12 protein-coding genes are annotated in these 17167 nt (G+C 46.7%); 4 read left to right on the top strand and 8 right to left on the bottom strand.

Annotated elements, in window-relative coordinates; all coding sequences use genetic code 11:
* Positions 1–7: 7 nt before the first annotated feature.
* The 3 genes from LL912_RS18610 to LL912_RS18600 form a co-directional block, all read right to left on the bottom strand.
* Complete coding sequence (locus LL912_RS18610) at positions 8–3448, bottom strand: SusC/RagA family TonB-linked outer membrane protein (RefSeq protein ID WP_235555107.1); 3441 nt, start codon at positions 3446–3448, stop codon at positions 8–10.
* Positions 3449–3573: 125 nt separating this feature from the next.
* A complete protein-coding gene (locus LL912_RS18605; RefSeq protein WP_235555106.1) occupies positions 3574–4668 on the bottom strand; it encodes a FecR family protein in 1095 nt (364 codons plus the stop codon).
* A gap of 78 nt (positions 4669–4746) precedes the next feature.
* Complete coding sequence (locus LL912_RS18600; protein ID WP_235555105.1) at positions 4747–5307, bottom strand: RNA polymerase sigma factor; 561 nt, start codon at positions 5305–5307, stop codon at positions 4747–4749.
* Between the two features lie 334 nt (positions 5308–5641).
* Between LL912_RS18600 and rpoN the strand changes: the two genes are divergently transcribed.
* Entirely contained in the window at positions 5642–7126 is a 1485-nt protein-coding gene (gene rpoN / locus LL912_RS18595) for an RNA polymerase factor sigma-54 (RefSeq protein ID WP_235555104.1), read from the top strand.
* 341 nt (positions 7127–7467) lie between these two features.
* On the opposite strand, the gene LL912_RS18590 is transcribed toward rpoN, so the two are convergent.
* The 5 genes from LL912_RS18590 to LL912_RS18570 all read right to left on the bottom strand — a co-directional run bounded on the left by LL912_RS18590 (position 7468) and on the right by LL912_RS18570 (position 14624).
* On the bottom strand, positions 7468–10623 hold the full coding sequence (locus LL912_RS18590; RefSeq protein ID WP_235555103.1) for a TonB-dependent receptor: 3156 nt from the start codon (positions 10621–10623) through the stop codon (positions 7468–7470).
* Positions 10624–10914: 291 nt separating this feature from the next.
* Positions 10915–12576 (bottom strand): phytoene desaturase family protein, encoded by a 1662-nt coding sequence (locus LL912_RS18585; protein ID WP_235555102.1) that lies wholly within the window; start codon positions 12574–12576, stop codon positions 10915–10917.
* 63 nt (positions 12577–12639) lie between these two features.
* Positions 12640–13353, bottom strand: a complete 714-nt coding sequence (locus tag LL912_RS18580) for a hypothetical protein (protein ID WP_235555101.1) — start codon at positions 13351–13353, stop codon at positions 12640–12642.
* Positions 13354–13414: 61 nt separating this feature from the next.
* A complete protein-coding gene (locus LL912_RS18575) occupies positions 13415–13777 on the bottom strand; it encodes a DUF3127 domain-containing protein (protein ID WP_235555100.1) in 363 nt (120 codons plus the stop codon).
* 160 nt (positions 13778–13937) lie between these two features.
* Complete coding sequence (locus LL912_RS18570; RefSeq protein WP_235555099.1) at positions 13938–14624, bottom strand: TIGR02117 family protein; 687 nt, start codon at positions 14622–14624, stop codon at positions 13938–13940.
* A gap of 62 nt (positions 14625–14686) precedes the next feature.
* On the opposite strand from LL912_RS18570, the gene LL912_RS18565 reads away from it, so the two are divergent.
* The 3 genes from LL912_RS18565 to LL912_RS18555 all read left to right on the top strand — a co-directional run bounded on the left by LL912_RS18565 (position 14687) and on the right by LL912_RS18555 (position 17137).
* Positions 14687–15367, top strand: coding sequence for a hypothetical protein (locus LL912_RS18565; RefSeq protein ID WP_235555098.1), 681 nt, complete (start codon positions 14687–14689; stop codon positions 15365–15367).
* Between the two features lie 239 nt (positions 15368–15606).
* Positions 15607–16635, top strand: coding sequence for a recombinase RecA (gene recA, locus LL912_RS18560; RefSeq protein ID WP_090393505.1), 1029 nt, complete (start codon positions 15607–15609; stop codon positions 16633–16635).
* A gap of 118 nt (positions 16636–16753) precedes the next feature.
* On the top strand, positions 16754–17137 hold the full coding sequence (locus tag LL912_RS18555; protein ID WP_235555097.1) for a DUF6686 family protein: 384 nt from the start codon (positions 16754–16756) through the stop codon (positions 17135–17137).
* Positions 17138–17167 lie beyond the last annotated feature (30 nt).

The raw sequence follows: 17167 nt of genomic DNA, 5'->3' as shown, positions 1-17167 counted from the left end.
TTATTAGTTAGAATGTTGCGTTCAATCCAAATGAGGTAACCCTTGGGATCGCATTGCCGCCAAAATCAAACCCAAAGGCTGTAGCATCTCCCCCATATTCCGGGCTGTAGCCACTATTGTGTTTCCATGTTTTCAGGTTTTGTACATTGGCAAAAATCTTCAAGTTCCGGAAGCCGATCTTTGAAACAAGCTTTTGGGAAAGTGAATAACTTAACTGAAGGTTCCGGATGCGGACATAACTTCCGTCTTCGATGTTGTAAGTTGAACCATTGTAATTGAACCGGTGTGCCTGGCCCAAAATAGGCGTCCAGTTCGAAGTACCCTCACCATGCCATCTTGCCGTTTGCATTTCGGCATAGTTAACCCGTTGAAACGGTGATTCAAGAGAAGCCCAGGTCCGAAACACTTCATTACCGTACACACCACCGATGTCCACACCCAGGCTGATCCCTTTATAAGAAAGAGTCAGGTTACCTCCATATGTAAAATCGGGCGTGGGATTTCCGATAATGGTCCGGTCATCCGGGGTAATCACCCCGTCTCCATTCACATCTTTAAATTTAAAGTCGCCCGGACCATAGGATCCGCCCACACCACTGGCATCGGGTGATGTGATCACATCCGTCCAGCTCTGGTAAAGCCCTTCCACCACGTATCCGTAAAAATATCCGATCGGGTATCCCACTTGTGTGATGGATTGTGCCGCATTATTATTGGTAAATCCCCGGATCACCTTTCCGGATGGCAGGTCTTTACTCAGTGAAAGCACCTTGTTCTTTAGAAATGTAATATTTCCCGATACATTGACCGTAAAGTCTTTTGCGATCTCGCTGTTGTACCCAGCAGAAATCTCCGTACCCCAGTTCTTAAGGCTTCCCGCATTCAGCAAGGCGCTTTTTAATCCCAGTGCGCTGTTATCAATAAATGTCATCAGGTCCTTTGTGGTTTTACTAAAATAGTTCACCTCAAAATTCAGCCGGTTGCGTAGTGCAGCTCCTTCAATGCCAATTTCATGTGAGTGTACCTGCTCCCATTTTAGGTTTGGATTGGGGAAATAAACTTCATCTGCTGCAGTATATACATTGGTTCCGAAAACCGCAGTTTGTCCGTTGGCCAACAGCGGAAACAGCGGATAATCCAGTTGAGTTCCGGTATTTTGATTGTAAGCACTTTGGTTCCCCAGCACACCCAACGAACCTTTCAGTTTTAAAAAATTAACATGGTCTTTTAGATTGGAAAAAAAGTCTTCCTTCGAAATTTCCCAGGCGGCACCCAATGCCCAGAAGCTTTGCGCAGGAACCGACCGGTATAAACGGGATGATGCGTCCCGGCGGTAAGAAGTATTGAAGTAATATTTATTCTGATAGTTGTACAGTAACCGGGCTAAACCGGAAACGGTAGTATATTCATTCTGAGTGGAAGTTGCGGTAGTGGCCAGGGGATCCTGGAACCCATTGTTGATATACCAGAAACGGGAGTTATCCGGAATGGGCTTGGCTCCTATTTTTGTTGACTGGCTGGCATTTCCTTCTCTTCCGAAGAAGCCAAAATAATAGGTAGTAAACCCTCCTGTTGCCGTTAAATTGTGTGCCCCAAAACGCTTCTTATAGGTTAAGATATGGTCCTGCTGAAATTTGCGGTAAGTATCATCATTCTCTTTTACCTTGGTTGTTGGGCTATACAGGATGGCGGAGTCAAATACCGGGCTGTATGCGTAATAAGCGGGCGTGTATTGGCGCTTGTTCACATTACTGATATCCGCATAAACGGTAGACCGCCAGTTTAGATCTTTCGTAATATTTATATCAACGAAAAAACTACCCACGGTCCGGTATTCGATGTTCTTAACTTTGTCCCACTCATTTTCCAGTTTTAATAAGGGATTCACCACTCCGGCTGTTTGCAGGCTGGGATCAAGTGCATAATACAGATCCTGGTATATTGAATCCGTAGGCGTTCCGTAGAGATCCCGCACTTTTACCCGTTGCGTTCCCGAGGGTATTTGGGGCACCACTTTCCGGGCGTCATCCAGAACTCCTCCGGCGGTGTTACTGCTGCCCACATCGTAAGGATTGTTCTGCCGGGATGCAATCAGGTTGACACCTAGTTTTATGTGTTGGTTTATTTTGAACTCGTCGGAAAAATTGATATTGAAGCGGCTGAGCTGCTGGTGCTTAATGATGCCCTCATCATAGATATACCCCACGCCGAGATTTAACTTATTTCTTTCTGTGGCTGCTGAGATGCTTATATTATTGATGCTCATTTTTCCCACACGTGTTACCGCATCAATCCAGTCTGTATTGGCATTTCCAATTACCGGAGGTATGGTTGTATTGCCTGCATATCGTAGCTCTTCCGCGTAAAGTTCTGCAAACTGCTGGGCATTTGCCATGCGGATTTTATCTACCAGGGTTTTAAATCCGTATGAAGTATTGAAGTTAACCACCACCTGACCCGACTTGGCCCGTTTGGTAGTCACCGCAATTACCCCGGTGGCTCCCTTTACACCAAATATCGCCAGTGAGGAAGGGTCTTTCAAAATCTCGATCGACTCAATATCATTCGGGTTCAGGTAGTCGATATTATCCTGAAAGATCCCGTCAACAACATACAATGGCTTAACCTGGCCGATACTTGCAGTACCCCTGATCCGGATATCCGGCGCTTGCCCCGGCGTGCCGTTATTTACCACACTTAGCCCCGCAACCTTACCCTGGAGGGAGGCTATGGGGTTGGTATTGGGTTTATCGGCAATATCTCTTCCATCGATTTTTGCGATGGACCCCGTCAGGTCCCTCTTTGCAGCGGTTCCATACCCGATCACCACCACCTGGTCCATTACCTGTTGGGAACTCTTTAGCGAAATGGTTACCTGCGTACCGCCGTTCAAAGGGTACTCCTGTTCTTCAAATCCCACTGCGGAAAATACCAGTATACTCTTTGCATCCGGAACAGATAATGTAAACTTTCCCTGTTCGTTGGTGACGGTGCCGATATTGGTTCCTTTTATTAATACCGACACTCCCGATATCGGGACACCCGAACTGTCCGTAACGGTACCGGTAACGGTTATTGCCTTTTTAGCTGAAGGATCTTCCCGGATCACAATGAGATTGTTTTCCATCTGCTGAAAGGTCATATCCGTATAAAACAGCAATACGGGAAGGACCTCCTCAATGGTAGCTTCCTTTGCATTGAAGGTTACTTTTGATTTTAAGGCCGGAAGATCATTATTGTATAAAAAACGGTAAGAAGTTTTTTCTTCTATCGAGCGAAGCACTTCTGCAAGCTCTGTTTTCTTTACTCTTAAATTGATGCGCTGCTGCCCAAATCCATCTGCGTAGATATTCAATGTGAAAAACAGCAAAAAAAACACCGTCAATTTCATGGCAAGAAAAACTTTTGTTGTGAGTAGGGACAGCAAGCCCTGTTTTAAGCATCTCATGTGATACATATTGTTGTTTTAATAATATCACATAAAGCATTCGTTATCCTGTTTGCTTCATGTAAAGTTAACTCATCGTTAGTTGTGTGCGTTGTGCTCAGTTCTCCGCACCGGGAACGGAAGCTTTACCGGGCTGAACTGATAAATACTTCATTGTTTTCGATTTTATAATTAAAGGGAGTTGCCAGCCTTAATGCTTCCAGTGCCTGGGCCATTGTTTCTTTCTCAAACGACCCGTTAAAACGCAACCGTTTTACCGCTTCGTCTGTAAAATGAATCGTTACATTGTACCATTGTTCCATTTTGTGTACCAGGGTTACAAAGTCATCGCCCCTGAACTCCAGCCGGTTATACATCCACGCGGTTTCCACGCGTGCTTCCTCGGCTTTTGTACTATCAATGGCTTCAATTTTTATAGCTTCCGGGGGCGTTCCCGTTGCCGGATTTTCAGCAACAAGCGCATTGGGAATCATTAATTTCTGATTGGGATAAAGCAATACCGGCTGAAAATTCCTTTCTCCGTCGTGTTTGGTAACGCTGATCAAACCGCGGTATAATACAGCGGTGGTAACCGCCTCGTTCGTATAGGCCTTTACGTTAAACGCTGTTCCGAGCACTTTTATGTCGATGTTTCCTGCATGTACAATAAACGGGCGTTTTACGCCGTCGGTTGTATAAGCATGCGCAACATCAAAGAAGGCTTCGCCCTCAAGTTTCACTTCGCGGGTGCGACTTTTAAAATCCGTTACATAAAACAGGCGGGATCCCCCATTTAACCAAACTTTGCTTCCGTCCGGCAACAGCAGTTGCTTGCGTGCTCCCTTCGGAGCAGCCAGGGCCAGCGGGTAACGGTCCCGCTGTATTCCCCTGCTGGCGGGAACATGCATCTGCGTCATGCTCCAGTATGCCAGTGCAATAACGGCCGCTGCAGCAGCGCCGTAATAAAACCACTTCCTGCGGACATTTCTTGGAACAGCAGTCATTGGTGAAATGGGAGATCCTGTCTTTGCCAGCAATACCCGCACCTGCTCCGTGTAGTCATCCTGTGTTGCATGACCACTGCCTGCCGATCGGCTTAGCAGCTGATGCAACAACTCAAATTGTTGCTGCAACTCCGGATTTTTTGCAAGGTATTCCTGCAAGGCCTGTTTTTCGGACGCCGTCGCCTCTCCGTAGATGGCGCGGGCCATCAGATTCCATATGAAATCATCATCTCTCATGTATAATAAGCAAACAATTGCCCTTATCCATAAGGACAGCAATCTGTAAGCGATCTACTATACAAAAAGAAAAAATTTTTATTTTTTTTTCTGGAACTGCTTTTGGCGGATGGATTGGGAGATTCCCAGAGACTCGCTGATGCGCCTGACAGCAGTAGCCATTTGCACATCGATGGTGTTTACGGATATATTTAAGATCTCCGCTACCTCTTTATAACGCAACCCGTCTTCCCGCACCAGCTTAAAGATCATTTTGCAGCGGGGTGGCAGCTGCTCCACAGCACTATTTACCCTGCGCAGCATTTCAGCGGTTACTACCTGTGTAAAAGGATCGTCGCCGATGGCAGCCACTGATGTAGTGGTTTCATCCAGACCGGAAACGATCCACTCGCGTGCCTTTACGGATAACCGGTTCAGCGATTGGTTTTTTACGGCCACATACAAATACACAGCAGGATTATGGATGTCTGTAAGCCTGGAGCGATTTACCCACATTCGCGTAAAAACATCTTCTACCACTTCATTGGCCATATCCGGGATGCGCACAAGGGAAAGCGAAAAATGATACAGCCGTTTATAAAACAGGCTGTACAAACGGGTAAACGCAGCTTCATCGCCCTCCGCAATCCGCTTTCGCAACAGCGGCCAATCACTTTCAATATGGTCCGGATTGTTAATTGTTTTAAAAAATTAGAACTACAAAGGTAGCCTTTTCCTAACAACCGTTAGAACCACATCGCTTCGAACTATTTGAATAATTTCTAATAGGTATTGATTCTGGTGCGATTCATTTAGGTTCAGCGTCCTTTTTCCCTGCTGAAATGAAGATTATTCAGTCCACATCCTTATAAATCAGGGATTTATTCGTTAATTTTGGGTGAAATAGCGAAACCGGGCCGTTTTATTGCCGATCAAATAGATATATTTGTAATTTACGGCTCGATTTTTGAGACGCACCCACATTTTTTTTATCATGGCTTTAGGACAATCATTACAACAGAAGCTTCTCCAGAAGCTATCCCCCCAGCAGATCCAGTTGATGAAGTTGCTGCAGGTGCCTACAGCCAACCTGGAAGAGCGCATCAAGGAGGAAATGGAAGAAAACCCGGCACTGGAGCTGGATGAAGGCAAGCACAGTGACGACGGGGAGCTGAAGGATGAATTTACAGATGGTTCGGACTCGCTGGAAGAACCAGAGCACACGCAGGATGAGTATGATACCATCGACGTAAGCGATTATGTGCATGAGGGCGATGATGACATTGCTGATTATAAAACCCGCGAAGATCATTACGGGGATGATGAAAACCGGCAGCTGCCCATAAAAACGGAGACCAGCTTTTATGATACCCTGGAAAACCAGTTAGGCTTGCTTTCGCTTTCCGACAAGGAGCACCAGATCGCACAGCATATTATCGGCAGCATTGATGAAGACGGCTACCTGCGCCGCGATACCCCGGCCCTGGTAGATGACCTGGCCTTTCGCCAGAATATTGAAACCACCGCTGCGGAGGTAGAAAGCATTATTCAAAAAATACAGCAGTTTGATCCGCCCGGTGTAGCGGCCCGGGATCTTACAGAATGCCTGCTGTTACAGCTGCGGCGTCAGAAACAGGAAGGAAAAGATGTAGACAAAGCCATACTGGCCATTGAAAAATACTTTGACGAATTTACCAAGAAGCATTACGAAAAAATACAGCGCGGACTGGGCTTAACCGAGGAAGAACTAAAAGAAGTGATGCAGCAGATCGTTAAGCTGAATCCCAAACCCGGTGGCAATATCGGCGCGGTGAATAAGGCCGAAAGCTATGTGGTTCCTGATTTCTTCATTATGAATAATAACGGGAAGCTGGAGCTAACCCTCAACAGCCGCAATGCGCCGGAACTGCGCATCAGCGAAGGATACCGGGATATGATGAAAGAATACGACCGCGGTTCTAAAAAAGATAAACAGCAGAAAGAAGCAGTCCTGTTCATCAAACAAAAGATCGATGCGGCCAAATGGTTCATTGATGCCATCCGCCAGCGCCAGCACACTTTGCTGGATACCATGTCGGCCATTATGGAACACCAGGAAGAGTTTTTTCTTACCGGCGATGAAACCACTTTACGCCCGATGATTCTGAAGGATATTGCAGAAAAGACCAACCTGGATATTTCTACCGTTAGCCGGGTAGCCAACAGCAAATTTGTACAAACGGAATTTGGTACATACCGCTTGAAATTCTTCTTCAGTGAATCGCTGAGTACCGATAGCGGAGAAGAAGTGTCCACGCGGGAGGTTAAGAAGATTCTCACAGACCTTATCGAGAACGAAAGCAAAAAACATCCTTACAGCGATGAAAAACTTACTGAATTGCTGCAGGAAAAAGGGTATAATATTGCGCGCCGCACCGTGGCCAAGTACCGGGAACAGTTAAACATCCCTGTTGCAAGATTGCGGAAGGAACTGGTGTAATCATTTCCTATTTCAGAATGTCATATGGCTTTGTCAAAACAACATTGATCAGCTGCCGTGTAAGGCAGTTATACCTTTGTAAAGTAATAGCGCAAACGTATGTAAAGAGATATCGGTTCGTTTTGTAAAGGTGCGTCTTAAAAGTCGATGATCGTCATTTCGGCTGAAGCGAAGCGGAACGAAGAAATCACACTATCTGGAAACTGCATACAGACATACCGAACTCCTTCTCCTTAAAGGCATAAACTAATCGGCACCTTATAAAACAGATCCGACTGCTGGGGAAACTTACCTTCCCCAGCAGTCGGATCTGCCGTTTTTCCAGGCTTATTTTGAACCGTTTAGAAGCTATACCGCAGTCCGATCTGGAACTGGTACGGATCACCCGAAGGAGTAACGATACCGGCAGTATTGACGTTATACAAAAACTGTCGCGTTGCTGCATCAAATGCCGTTCCCGACTGGGTTGAATAAATGGCCTGGTTGCCCAGGGTTTTGCTGGACCCCTTGTATCGGTCGAAGAAGTTTACCACGTTGAACAGATCACCCGAGAGCTCCAGCGTATGCGTGCCTGCGATTTTGAATTTTTTTCCTACGTGAAGATCCAGGACACCAAAGAACCCGTTGATCCCTCCGTTGCGAGCCACCATCTTTCCATTATATTTCCGGATATAATCTTTAATGCTCTGGCTGGCTTTGGGATTGTCCAGCACAGCCTGGAGCCCTTTACGAACGTTTTCGGCAACGGCCGGATCATTGATATCAAAGATATAGGCCAGATCGTTGTCGCTGGTTACAAAATCGCCATTGCTGTTTACACCGGAACGCAGTGTATACCGGGTACCGCCCATACCGGTATACCGTACACCAATGGTAAAGCCCGCAAGCGTTGGAGAAGTGCCGTAAACCACCACCTTATGCCGGAACTGGTTATCGGAATATGACATATGACTCAGGTCACGGGGATCATCTTTCACCGGCAATACCAGCGTTGCCGTATTGGCCACATTCCCGTTATAGGTGGCATTGTCTTTATTATCATTCCAGGTATAACTGGCGGAGATCTCTCCATCGCGGAAGTATTGCCAGGTCGCATCCACCACCACTGCAAACTGGTTTACTTTTCCAATACTGTTCAGCTCCAGTACCCGGCCCAGCTTATTACTGATACGGCCTTTTTTCCAGTCGGCATTGCCGCTGGCGGGCATCGTTTCCAGCGGTACAAATACGCCCCTGTTGTCCTCGTTGGAAATCGTAAAATAAGGCGTTGTTACCATATTCCGGTCCAGGTAGAAATAGTTATGCCGGCCCAATGTCATAAACCCGGTAATACCGGCTCTCAGGCGATTGGTAATATACCGCGAATACGAAAGATTGGCCTTATAAACAGTGGGCACTTTTACATCCTTCCCGTTCATGTTAATGGTAGGCACCTGGAACTGCGGTAATGTAGGAGCCGTAGACGGGTTGCTGCGATAGCCGTTAAAATCCGGAACGGGTATATCTGCTCCTCTTACATCTACCGTAGCGAGGTGGGTTCCGTCAAAAACGAGGTTATTGATCACCATATAATTGTTGATATCCGATGCAAAAATGCCTGCGCCAAGCCGGATATAGTCGGTATGCGCTTCATTGATATCCCAGCTGAACTGTAAACGGGGTTGCACAATCAGCGAGTTTACTTTACTATCGGTACGTAATTGCAGCTCATCAAATACGAGCTGGTTGAATGGAGCAGAAGGATATTTGGCATAGTCAATCCGGAGCCCGCCCGTAAAATCAAGCCCTTTTGCAAGCCTTGTTTGCAGCTGCCCATAGGCCCCAATATTCCAGATGGAAGATTGCACTTCCTGGTTCGGGTTAATAGGCGTTTCACGATAGAAGAGGCTGGGTTTGCCGTTGAAAAAGTCGGTCAGACTGTTATACTCAAACCTTCCGTTTACCTCACTGCCGTATATGGATCGCGCAAATGTACCCATCAGGTCAACACCAAATACGTATTTGATCCGCTCCGTATTCCAGTAAAAATTGTCCACCAGCTGGATCACGTTGTTTTTAAATCCTTCCTGCGCAAAACGATGCCCGCCAAACTGCACGTTGGTCTTATATTCCTTTCCTTCAATAACGGAGGGAATGTTGCGCACAATAACGCGGGGGATATTGGCGCGGGGCAGTTCATCTCCTGGTTCACTGCTCTGGTACGTATACAGGTGCTGTAACTTAAGCTCGTTGGTCATGCGGGAATTTATCGAAGTTCTTAACGTGGCCAGCAGGCTGTTGTCGCGGTTGTAATCATTTCCGGCCGACTCATACAGGTTAATAGATGTATTATCGATCAACCCAAGTTTATTGCGGTCGCTGGTAAAATTGTTGCGAACAGTCAGCAGGTTTTTATCATTGATCTGCCAGTCGATCCGTGCAAATGCGGCATCCGAATTACGTGTTTTTGGAAAAGACCCATACTGTGCATGGTTCGACAAGCCAAAGTTTTTCCGGGCAAAATCGATGAGCTTGTCCAGCGTATCTTTTCTTATTTTCAACCGCAGTTCGTCCTGCGGCGTTTGGATATCGGCAATGACCAGCGAGCGCTGATCCAGCTGATGGTCCCAGGCTACAAAAAAATGCAGCTTATTTTTAATAATCGGACCGCCCAGTGAAAAACCATACTGGTAGGTAGAGTAGTTGTTATTACGCTTGTTGCCTACTATATCATAGCGCGATGAAAGTTCATTGGCCCGGCCGAATCCGAAAACCGATCCGTGGAAATCATTGGTTCCGGATTTGGTTACGGCACTTACCGTTCCGCCGCCACTTCGCCCATAAGTAACGTCATACTGGTTCGTTACCACTTTAAATTCCCTTACGGCTTCAATGGAGATGGAATAGGGCGCTCCGCTGCGGCTGGTGGTAGGTCCGGCCGAGGTGGGGTTTTTTGCATTCATACCGTCAATGGTATAATTGGTGGAAGTATTCAGCTGCCCGGAGATACTTCCATTGCGACCTGCAAGGGGAGAAAGCTCGGTAAGATTTGCAAAATTTCTTCCATTCACCGGCAGCTGTGTCATCAGCCTTGAGCCAATTGCGGTGGCTGCCCCGATATTTTCGACCTTTGCCTTGAGGCCGGAGGATACCGTAACATTTTCCAGGTTTTGTACGTTGGTTTCCATTTGCATGTTTACCCGGAGCGCATCACCCTGGTTCAGAAACAGGTTTTCTTTTTTCTGATCGGTAAACCCGGTTGATGTGATTTGCACGTAATAGGGACCACCCAGTGGCATTTCATTAAAAATATAGATACCCTTACCATTGGTCAGCGTGGTTTGCTTAAACCCGGTCGATTGATTATAAACCAGCACCGTTGCACCTGCTACCGGTTTGTTCTCCGAATCGGTTACCAGGCCAGAAATGGAGGCCTGGGTGGTTTGCGCCTTAAGTACTGTGGTATGGAGCCACAAAATGGTTAGTAGCAGTACAACTGCCCGGATTGGTTTATACATACTGAAAGTTTTTGCAAAAGAAGCGCTCCTGTATTACCGGCAGTTCTCCTTAATATTAAGGAACTGTAAATAAACACCAGGGCATAGAGGACAATGCAATCATTCACGCAGGTCAGCACCACCCCTCTTTGCGCGCAAGAATGGCGCCAAACTCAATATTGAAATTGAAAATTTGATGATGCGGTATAGGCAATCGTGAATAGTCAACAGATCATCGGAGTATCAAAACGGATCTGGCTTGAAACTTTGAACCTCAAGCTTTAAACATGCGCCTGGCATGAGCGTTTAACCTTACGACGTCCGCTTTAACCGCAGGCTCCAGTTTTCCGCATAGGGTTTGAATTCCGGAAAACGGTTCGCTTCTTCAAGAGTAATTTTTGCATTGAGATAGGCCATCAGTTTCCGGCAGGTTATGGGCATACGCTCCTTAAGAAGAATCAGCGCAGCATTGGTTCCCGCTTTTACCGCAATGGGAACCCCTCCGCCCAGCTCAGCCCAATGCCCACCAATCAGCAAATTTTTTACCGGTGTTTTATAACGGGCTACTTTTGATTGCATGTTCTTTTTATTGGGACGGGTACCCATCATCGTACCGTTTTTATTGCCGGTATAGCGCCAATGCGTAACGGGCGTTGCTGCCTCGTAAAAAAGAATATGGGCTTCTATGCCCGGGTAGACCAGTGCCAGCCGCCTGATCAGTTTTTCAGCTATCTGATTTTTCAGCGCTGTATAAGCTTCTCCACGTTCCAGGCCCTGACCTGTATTCCATTGATTATACTGATGCATATAGGCGGGCATAAATACCACCAGCGTACCTTTTCCTTCGGGAGCTAATAAACCATCTTTGTGTGATGGCGCCAGGATGCTAAGCGCCGAGCAATCGGGGTCTCCGCTATTGTGCAGGTCTTTATGAAGGCCATCTTTAAACAAATGGATCATCTCCTCCCCAAAACCCAGCGAAGCAGCGCTGCAATTTAATGCGATGCTGAGTGTAAACGATGATGCGTAAATTTCCGCCGCATTCAACCGGTCGATTACTTTTTTACTAATCACTCCATCCGGTAGCAATTTGCAATAAACGGTTTCAAGATCACAGGCTGCAATTACATAATCTGCATGGAATACATGTTCTTTCCCTTTATAAAGGGCTTCCACTCCTTTGACGGCTCCCTTTTCAATAACTATTTTTCCTACAGTGGTATTTAGAAACAATTTATTCTCATATTGTTTTACCACGTATGCCAGCCAATCCGGAACCACCTGCCCACCTCCGGACGGTGGTGTTTGATAATCGTTATAATAAGCCCAGCCAATGGGAACAAGACAGGACAAGAGGTCTGTTTCTGAAGAAAAAATATGGTGGATGCTTTCATTGGAAAAAAATTTTCTAAGGCCTTTCTTCATCCTTGTTCCCGTATAGGTTATAAACGGAATAAACGGCAGGGCAAACCGGAGCCGGTTCCAGATATTCTTTATCCGCAACCATGGCCCCATGAGTTCCGTTGACAGCATTACCGATTTAAAGTTATTAAAGGAGGCGCCGATTTTTTTTGCCTTTTGGAAAAAGCGGGTGATGCCCCGCTGGTCTTCCGGATAGGTTTGAATCAGCAGCTCCTTTAGCTCATCCGGGTTGTTGGTCAGTAAAAAATCGATTGACTCACTTTTGTAGCGCTGAATTTTTTCCAGGCATTTAAACGAAGGGTGATCCTTGCCTATGAAATCAAATATCCTGGAAACACTACCGCTAGCAGAACATTGGTTAAGCCAATGGATGGCCGTATCAAAACGGAATCCTTTGCGCTTAAAACCAGCAAGATAGCCACCAATACGGGGTTCTTTCTCCAGCACCGCCACCTGTAATCCGGATTTGCTCAGAATTGCCGCTGCGGTGAGGCCTCCGACCCCCGAGCCGATAATTACCACGTCAAACTGTAAAGAGGGTGCACTATCCATAAGCAGATTAAACTGTTTGATCAGTAAAGTGGCTCCCCTACTAATACTTTTAATCAATACGCATTAAATAGTCCATTGATCATGCACGATGGCCACCAGGTAGTACCGGCCATGCTCCAGCTTATATACCAGTCGCACCGACTTCCAGTCCATACCTCCATTCTTCCTGGTTCCATCCAGGTAGTTCTCCGTAAATTCCGCACCGGGATAAATGGATTTCAGGTTGTTGATGGAATTCCCTTTTCCATAAACTGTATTTACACCCGCCTGTTTGGCGTTTAGGAAATTGCCGTCATAAACAAACTTCCCAAAATATTCCGCGGGAGAAAGAATGATGGCATTTCCGCTGCCGTCATAGGTCCCCCAGTTGATCTTTTTATATTTATCCCGCGTCATCAGCTCCCGGAATGCTTCCCGTGAAAATTTTTTATCAGAACCGGGTTCTACCGTCGCATACGGTGAAAAACGGACGCCTTCTTCCGGGTGGATAAAGGAGTCCAGTTTTGCGTACTCTTTGTTTTTAAACAGGGTCAGGATCTCCTTGGTGGTGGCCGACAGCACGCTGTCCTTGTTGGCCGCCGTTACCCGGAACTCGGTAACCGTATCCGTTCCTACTAATTGCATGGAATCATGCCGTTCCGAAATATCAACCCCGCTGGTATCATCATCCGCAGACCCGGGCTTTGTACTTTTATTCTTACAGCCGTTGCAACCGGCTATCATACTCCCCAGCACCAGGCTCAAACCAACGGACCATACCCAATGTTTTTTCATCATATGCTGTTCTTTTATTAATTCTCCGGATCCCCACCCTTAACCGGGCCAAACCAACACCTACTTAAAAAGGAAGGTCATCCGCACCCTCATTCAAATCGGAATAGGTGTCTGATGGATTGTTATCAGTAAACTGATTACCGCCGCTGCTGCCGGCTCCGCCCGCCGGTTCCAGCTTCCAGGCCTTCACATCGGTGTACCAGCGGCCGTTGTATTCACGGCTTTCCACATCAAATGAAATGGTCAGCGATTTTCCCACCTGCAGCAGGCTTTCATTGATCTTGTCTCCCCAGATAGAAATACAAACCTTTTTCGGATACTGTGCCTGTGTCTCCACAATGATATCCTGTTTTTTCCATTCTCCATTTTTCCCCATCCCTTTTTGCAAGGGCAATATCTGAACCAGCGTACCTGTCAACTGCATCATTAAACTGCTTTATTTAAATAGTAAACAAAATTTATGCTACAAATATAACAGGCTTCCCTCAAAGCCATTGGAAATTATGTGGTTTAACCGGTAAAATTACTCCGGTTCCGGATTTGCGATCCGGCAGGTTTTGTTCCTCCCCAATCGCCGCGCAACAGTTCTACCGGTACTGGTAAAGAATCCCTCTATCAAATGCGGTCCATCTGCAGGCTTTTGCCCCGGCGGCCTTCAGCCCGTTATTTGTCCAGCTGTTACAGGTATGAAAAAGGCTGTAGGCGCCTTTTGCTTCATAAAAAGCATCATCCCGGTTATACCGGGCTTCGGTAACAATAGCAACCGGCTGGCCCGAAGGATCCCGGTCCAGCGATGCTTCTACATACCCGGCCAGCTTGCGGTACCGGGCCTCTGAAAGCAGCAGTTTGCGGCAACGGAGACCTTCTGCAAGATGCCTGTAATAGGTAACATGCAAGGCGGTTTCTCCCAGCCCGGTAACCGCTTTAAAGGCGGTGGACACTGTCAGGTCTTTCCATTCCGGTGTGTTCAGGTAAAATCCTTTATCGCCCCACCCGATGGCGACCCACCGGTACCCGGTATCCTTGCTAAGCGTGTGTTCATAGGAAAAGGTCCGGCTCCAGTCTTTACCGGCCGCAACAACCGGAAGCACCAGGTCTGTATGGACGCCGTTGGACAATACAAACGCTGTAATGGTCCGGGGCAGCCCATCCGGCATTTCCGCAACCGTACTCCGGGAAAGCACCCGCTCCGCAAGCAGGTATCCGCCTATGAATACCAGCAATGTACCCGTTATCCAGAGCGCCCCTTTAAGCATTTTTTTAATGATTTTCATACCAGAAGATAAAGATGCAGAAAAGAAACGGTTTTCGGCCCCGGATTTCCTTACTTTGCAATATGGACTCCAGAATGGTATTAGACAGCGACAACGAACTGCGGGAAAAAATAGACCGGCAACCCCGGTTTCAGAAGATCATTGCCTCCCTGCTTTCATATATCTTTCATCCGGTATTTGTACCCATTTATGTTATTTACTTTTTATTGTATATAGAACCGTTCCTTTTTTACGGCACAACCGAGGACGGCCGTTTAATGGTACTGCTGCAGGGTCTGGTGAACTACACGTTCTTTCCCCTGGTTTCCGTTTTACTGCTTAGAGGTCTTAAATTTATTCCCTCGATAAAACTTAAAGAGCGGAAAGACCGGATTATTCCTTTTATTATTTGTAATATCTGGTATTTCTGGATCTGGTATGTATGGCGTAATTTGGAGGGAATGCCTCGTGAAATGGTGGTTTTTGCCATGGGTGTCTTTATGGCATCCTCGATCGGTCTGCTGATGAATATCTATATAAAAGTGAGCATGCATGGAATTGCCCTCGGCACCGCAGTTTCCTTTTTATGCCTGCTTGGTTTTGAATACGGTCAGGGAATGGGAATTTATATCATGACAGCCCTCCTGATCGCCGGACTGGTATCCACATCCCGGTTGCTTTTATCGGATCATACAGCCAAAGAAGTCTATTGGGGGCTTATGGCCGGCACCCTGGGACTGCTGATCGCCCAAATGGTGGTGTAATTGCCTGAAACGTGCCGTCAAAGTTCATGCACCGTTTCTGATGCATCCTCATTACTTTTTATTACCAGAACACCGGATGACAGATCTAATTTATATATAAACAGTCCTGCATATCTGTACCTCTATGGCAGCATGTCAAAAAAACCTCCAAAAATATTAGCGTTTTATTGCTAAATTTATTAGCTTTGCGTTGTTGATAAATTCATTTATACGGACTGGGCTAAATTGTAATTTTGGTTATGGCAAAAACAGATAAAACAACAGAAATAGACATGAACAGCGAGAAGCTGAAAGCGCTGCGCCTTACAATGGACAAGATTGATAAGGACTACGGAAAGGGCAGCGTAATGCTAATGAATGAAAAAGCCGAAGTAACCCAGGAAGTGGTTTCTACCGGATCCATTGGCCTGGATACAGCCCTTGGGATCGGCGGGCTGCCCCGGGGACGGATCATTGAAATTTACGGACCGGAGTCATCCGGTAAAACAACCATAGCCACCCACGTTATTGCAGAAGCACAGAAAAAAGGCGGAATGTGCGCAATCATTGACGCCGAGCATGCTTTTGACAGCAGCTATGCTAAAAAGCTGGGTGTGAATGTAGATAATCTGTTGATTTCACAACCGGATTACGGAGAACAGGCCCTTGAAATCGCCGACCGGCTGATCCTTTCCGGCGCATTGGATGTAGTGGTGATTGACTCGGTAGCAGCGCTTGTGCCCAAAAGCGAGTTGGAAGGCGAAATGGGCGATAGCAAAATGGGATTACATGCCCGACTGATGAGCCAGGCGTTGCGGAAACTGACCGCCACCATTTCAAAAACCAATACGATCTGTATTTTCATTAACCAGTTGCGGGAAAAGATTGGTGTTATGTTTGGTAATCCGGAAACAACCACAGGGGGAAATGCGTTAAAATTCTATGCTTCCGTGCGACTGGATATCCGCCGTTCTGCCCAGATCAAGGACGGGGATGCCGCAATCGGTAACCGGGTTAAGGTTAAAGTAGTAAAGAACAAAGTGGCACCGCCGTTCCGCGCTGCCGAATTTGACATCATCTTTGGAGAGGGTATTTCCAAAACCGGGGAGATCATTGATATGGGTGTAGAACTGGGCATTTTGCAGAAAAGCGGCTCCTGGTACAGTTATAACAACGATAAGCTGGGACAGGGCCGGGATGCGGTAAAAGCATTGTTGCTGGATAACCCCGAAATGGCTGCTGAAGTGGAAACGCAGATCCGGGAAAAGATTAAAGAAATGCAAGGATGATTTTTTGAATATAAACAGGTTAGTAAGTACGCCCCGGCTCTCCGGGGCGTTTCTTTTTCCGGATCGCGTAATTTCTTTTCCTGTTTTCGAAATACCGGAAACAAACAGTCTGATACTTTTGAAGAAAAAGCCCATGTGCAACTTTAAAACACTCTATTATGCATCTGAAGGATACCTGATCATGTGCAGCGACTGCCAACATTTCCAGCTGGCTTTTCAAACCACACTATTGACGATGACCGCCCAGGACCTGCAGGTATTTCACACGCTGGTAAAAGAGAACCGGGAATACAACCCGGCCGATATAAATCCTGAACGTAAAAACATCTATATTCCAACACCCCTGGAAGGGTATGGCATCATTTTGAACCGGAAGGAACTGGAAGCTCTTTTCCAGTTATTGGAAACGGCAGAGGTAAACCTTAAGACAGCATCCCTGCTGGAGTTGTTCAAAACTTCCCGCTCGTCAAAAACTAATGATTGGGGTAATACGCCGGCTTAAATAAGCCTGCCGCAGCCCAGGCCGCGGCAG

This window comes from Niabella agricola, from assembly GCF_021538615.1.
GTDB lineage: Bacteria > Bacteroidota > Bacteroidia > Chitinophagales > Chitinophagaceae > Niabella > Niabella agricola.
This window is presented reverse-complemented; position numbering and strand designations above follow the sequence as displayed.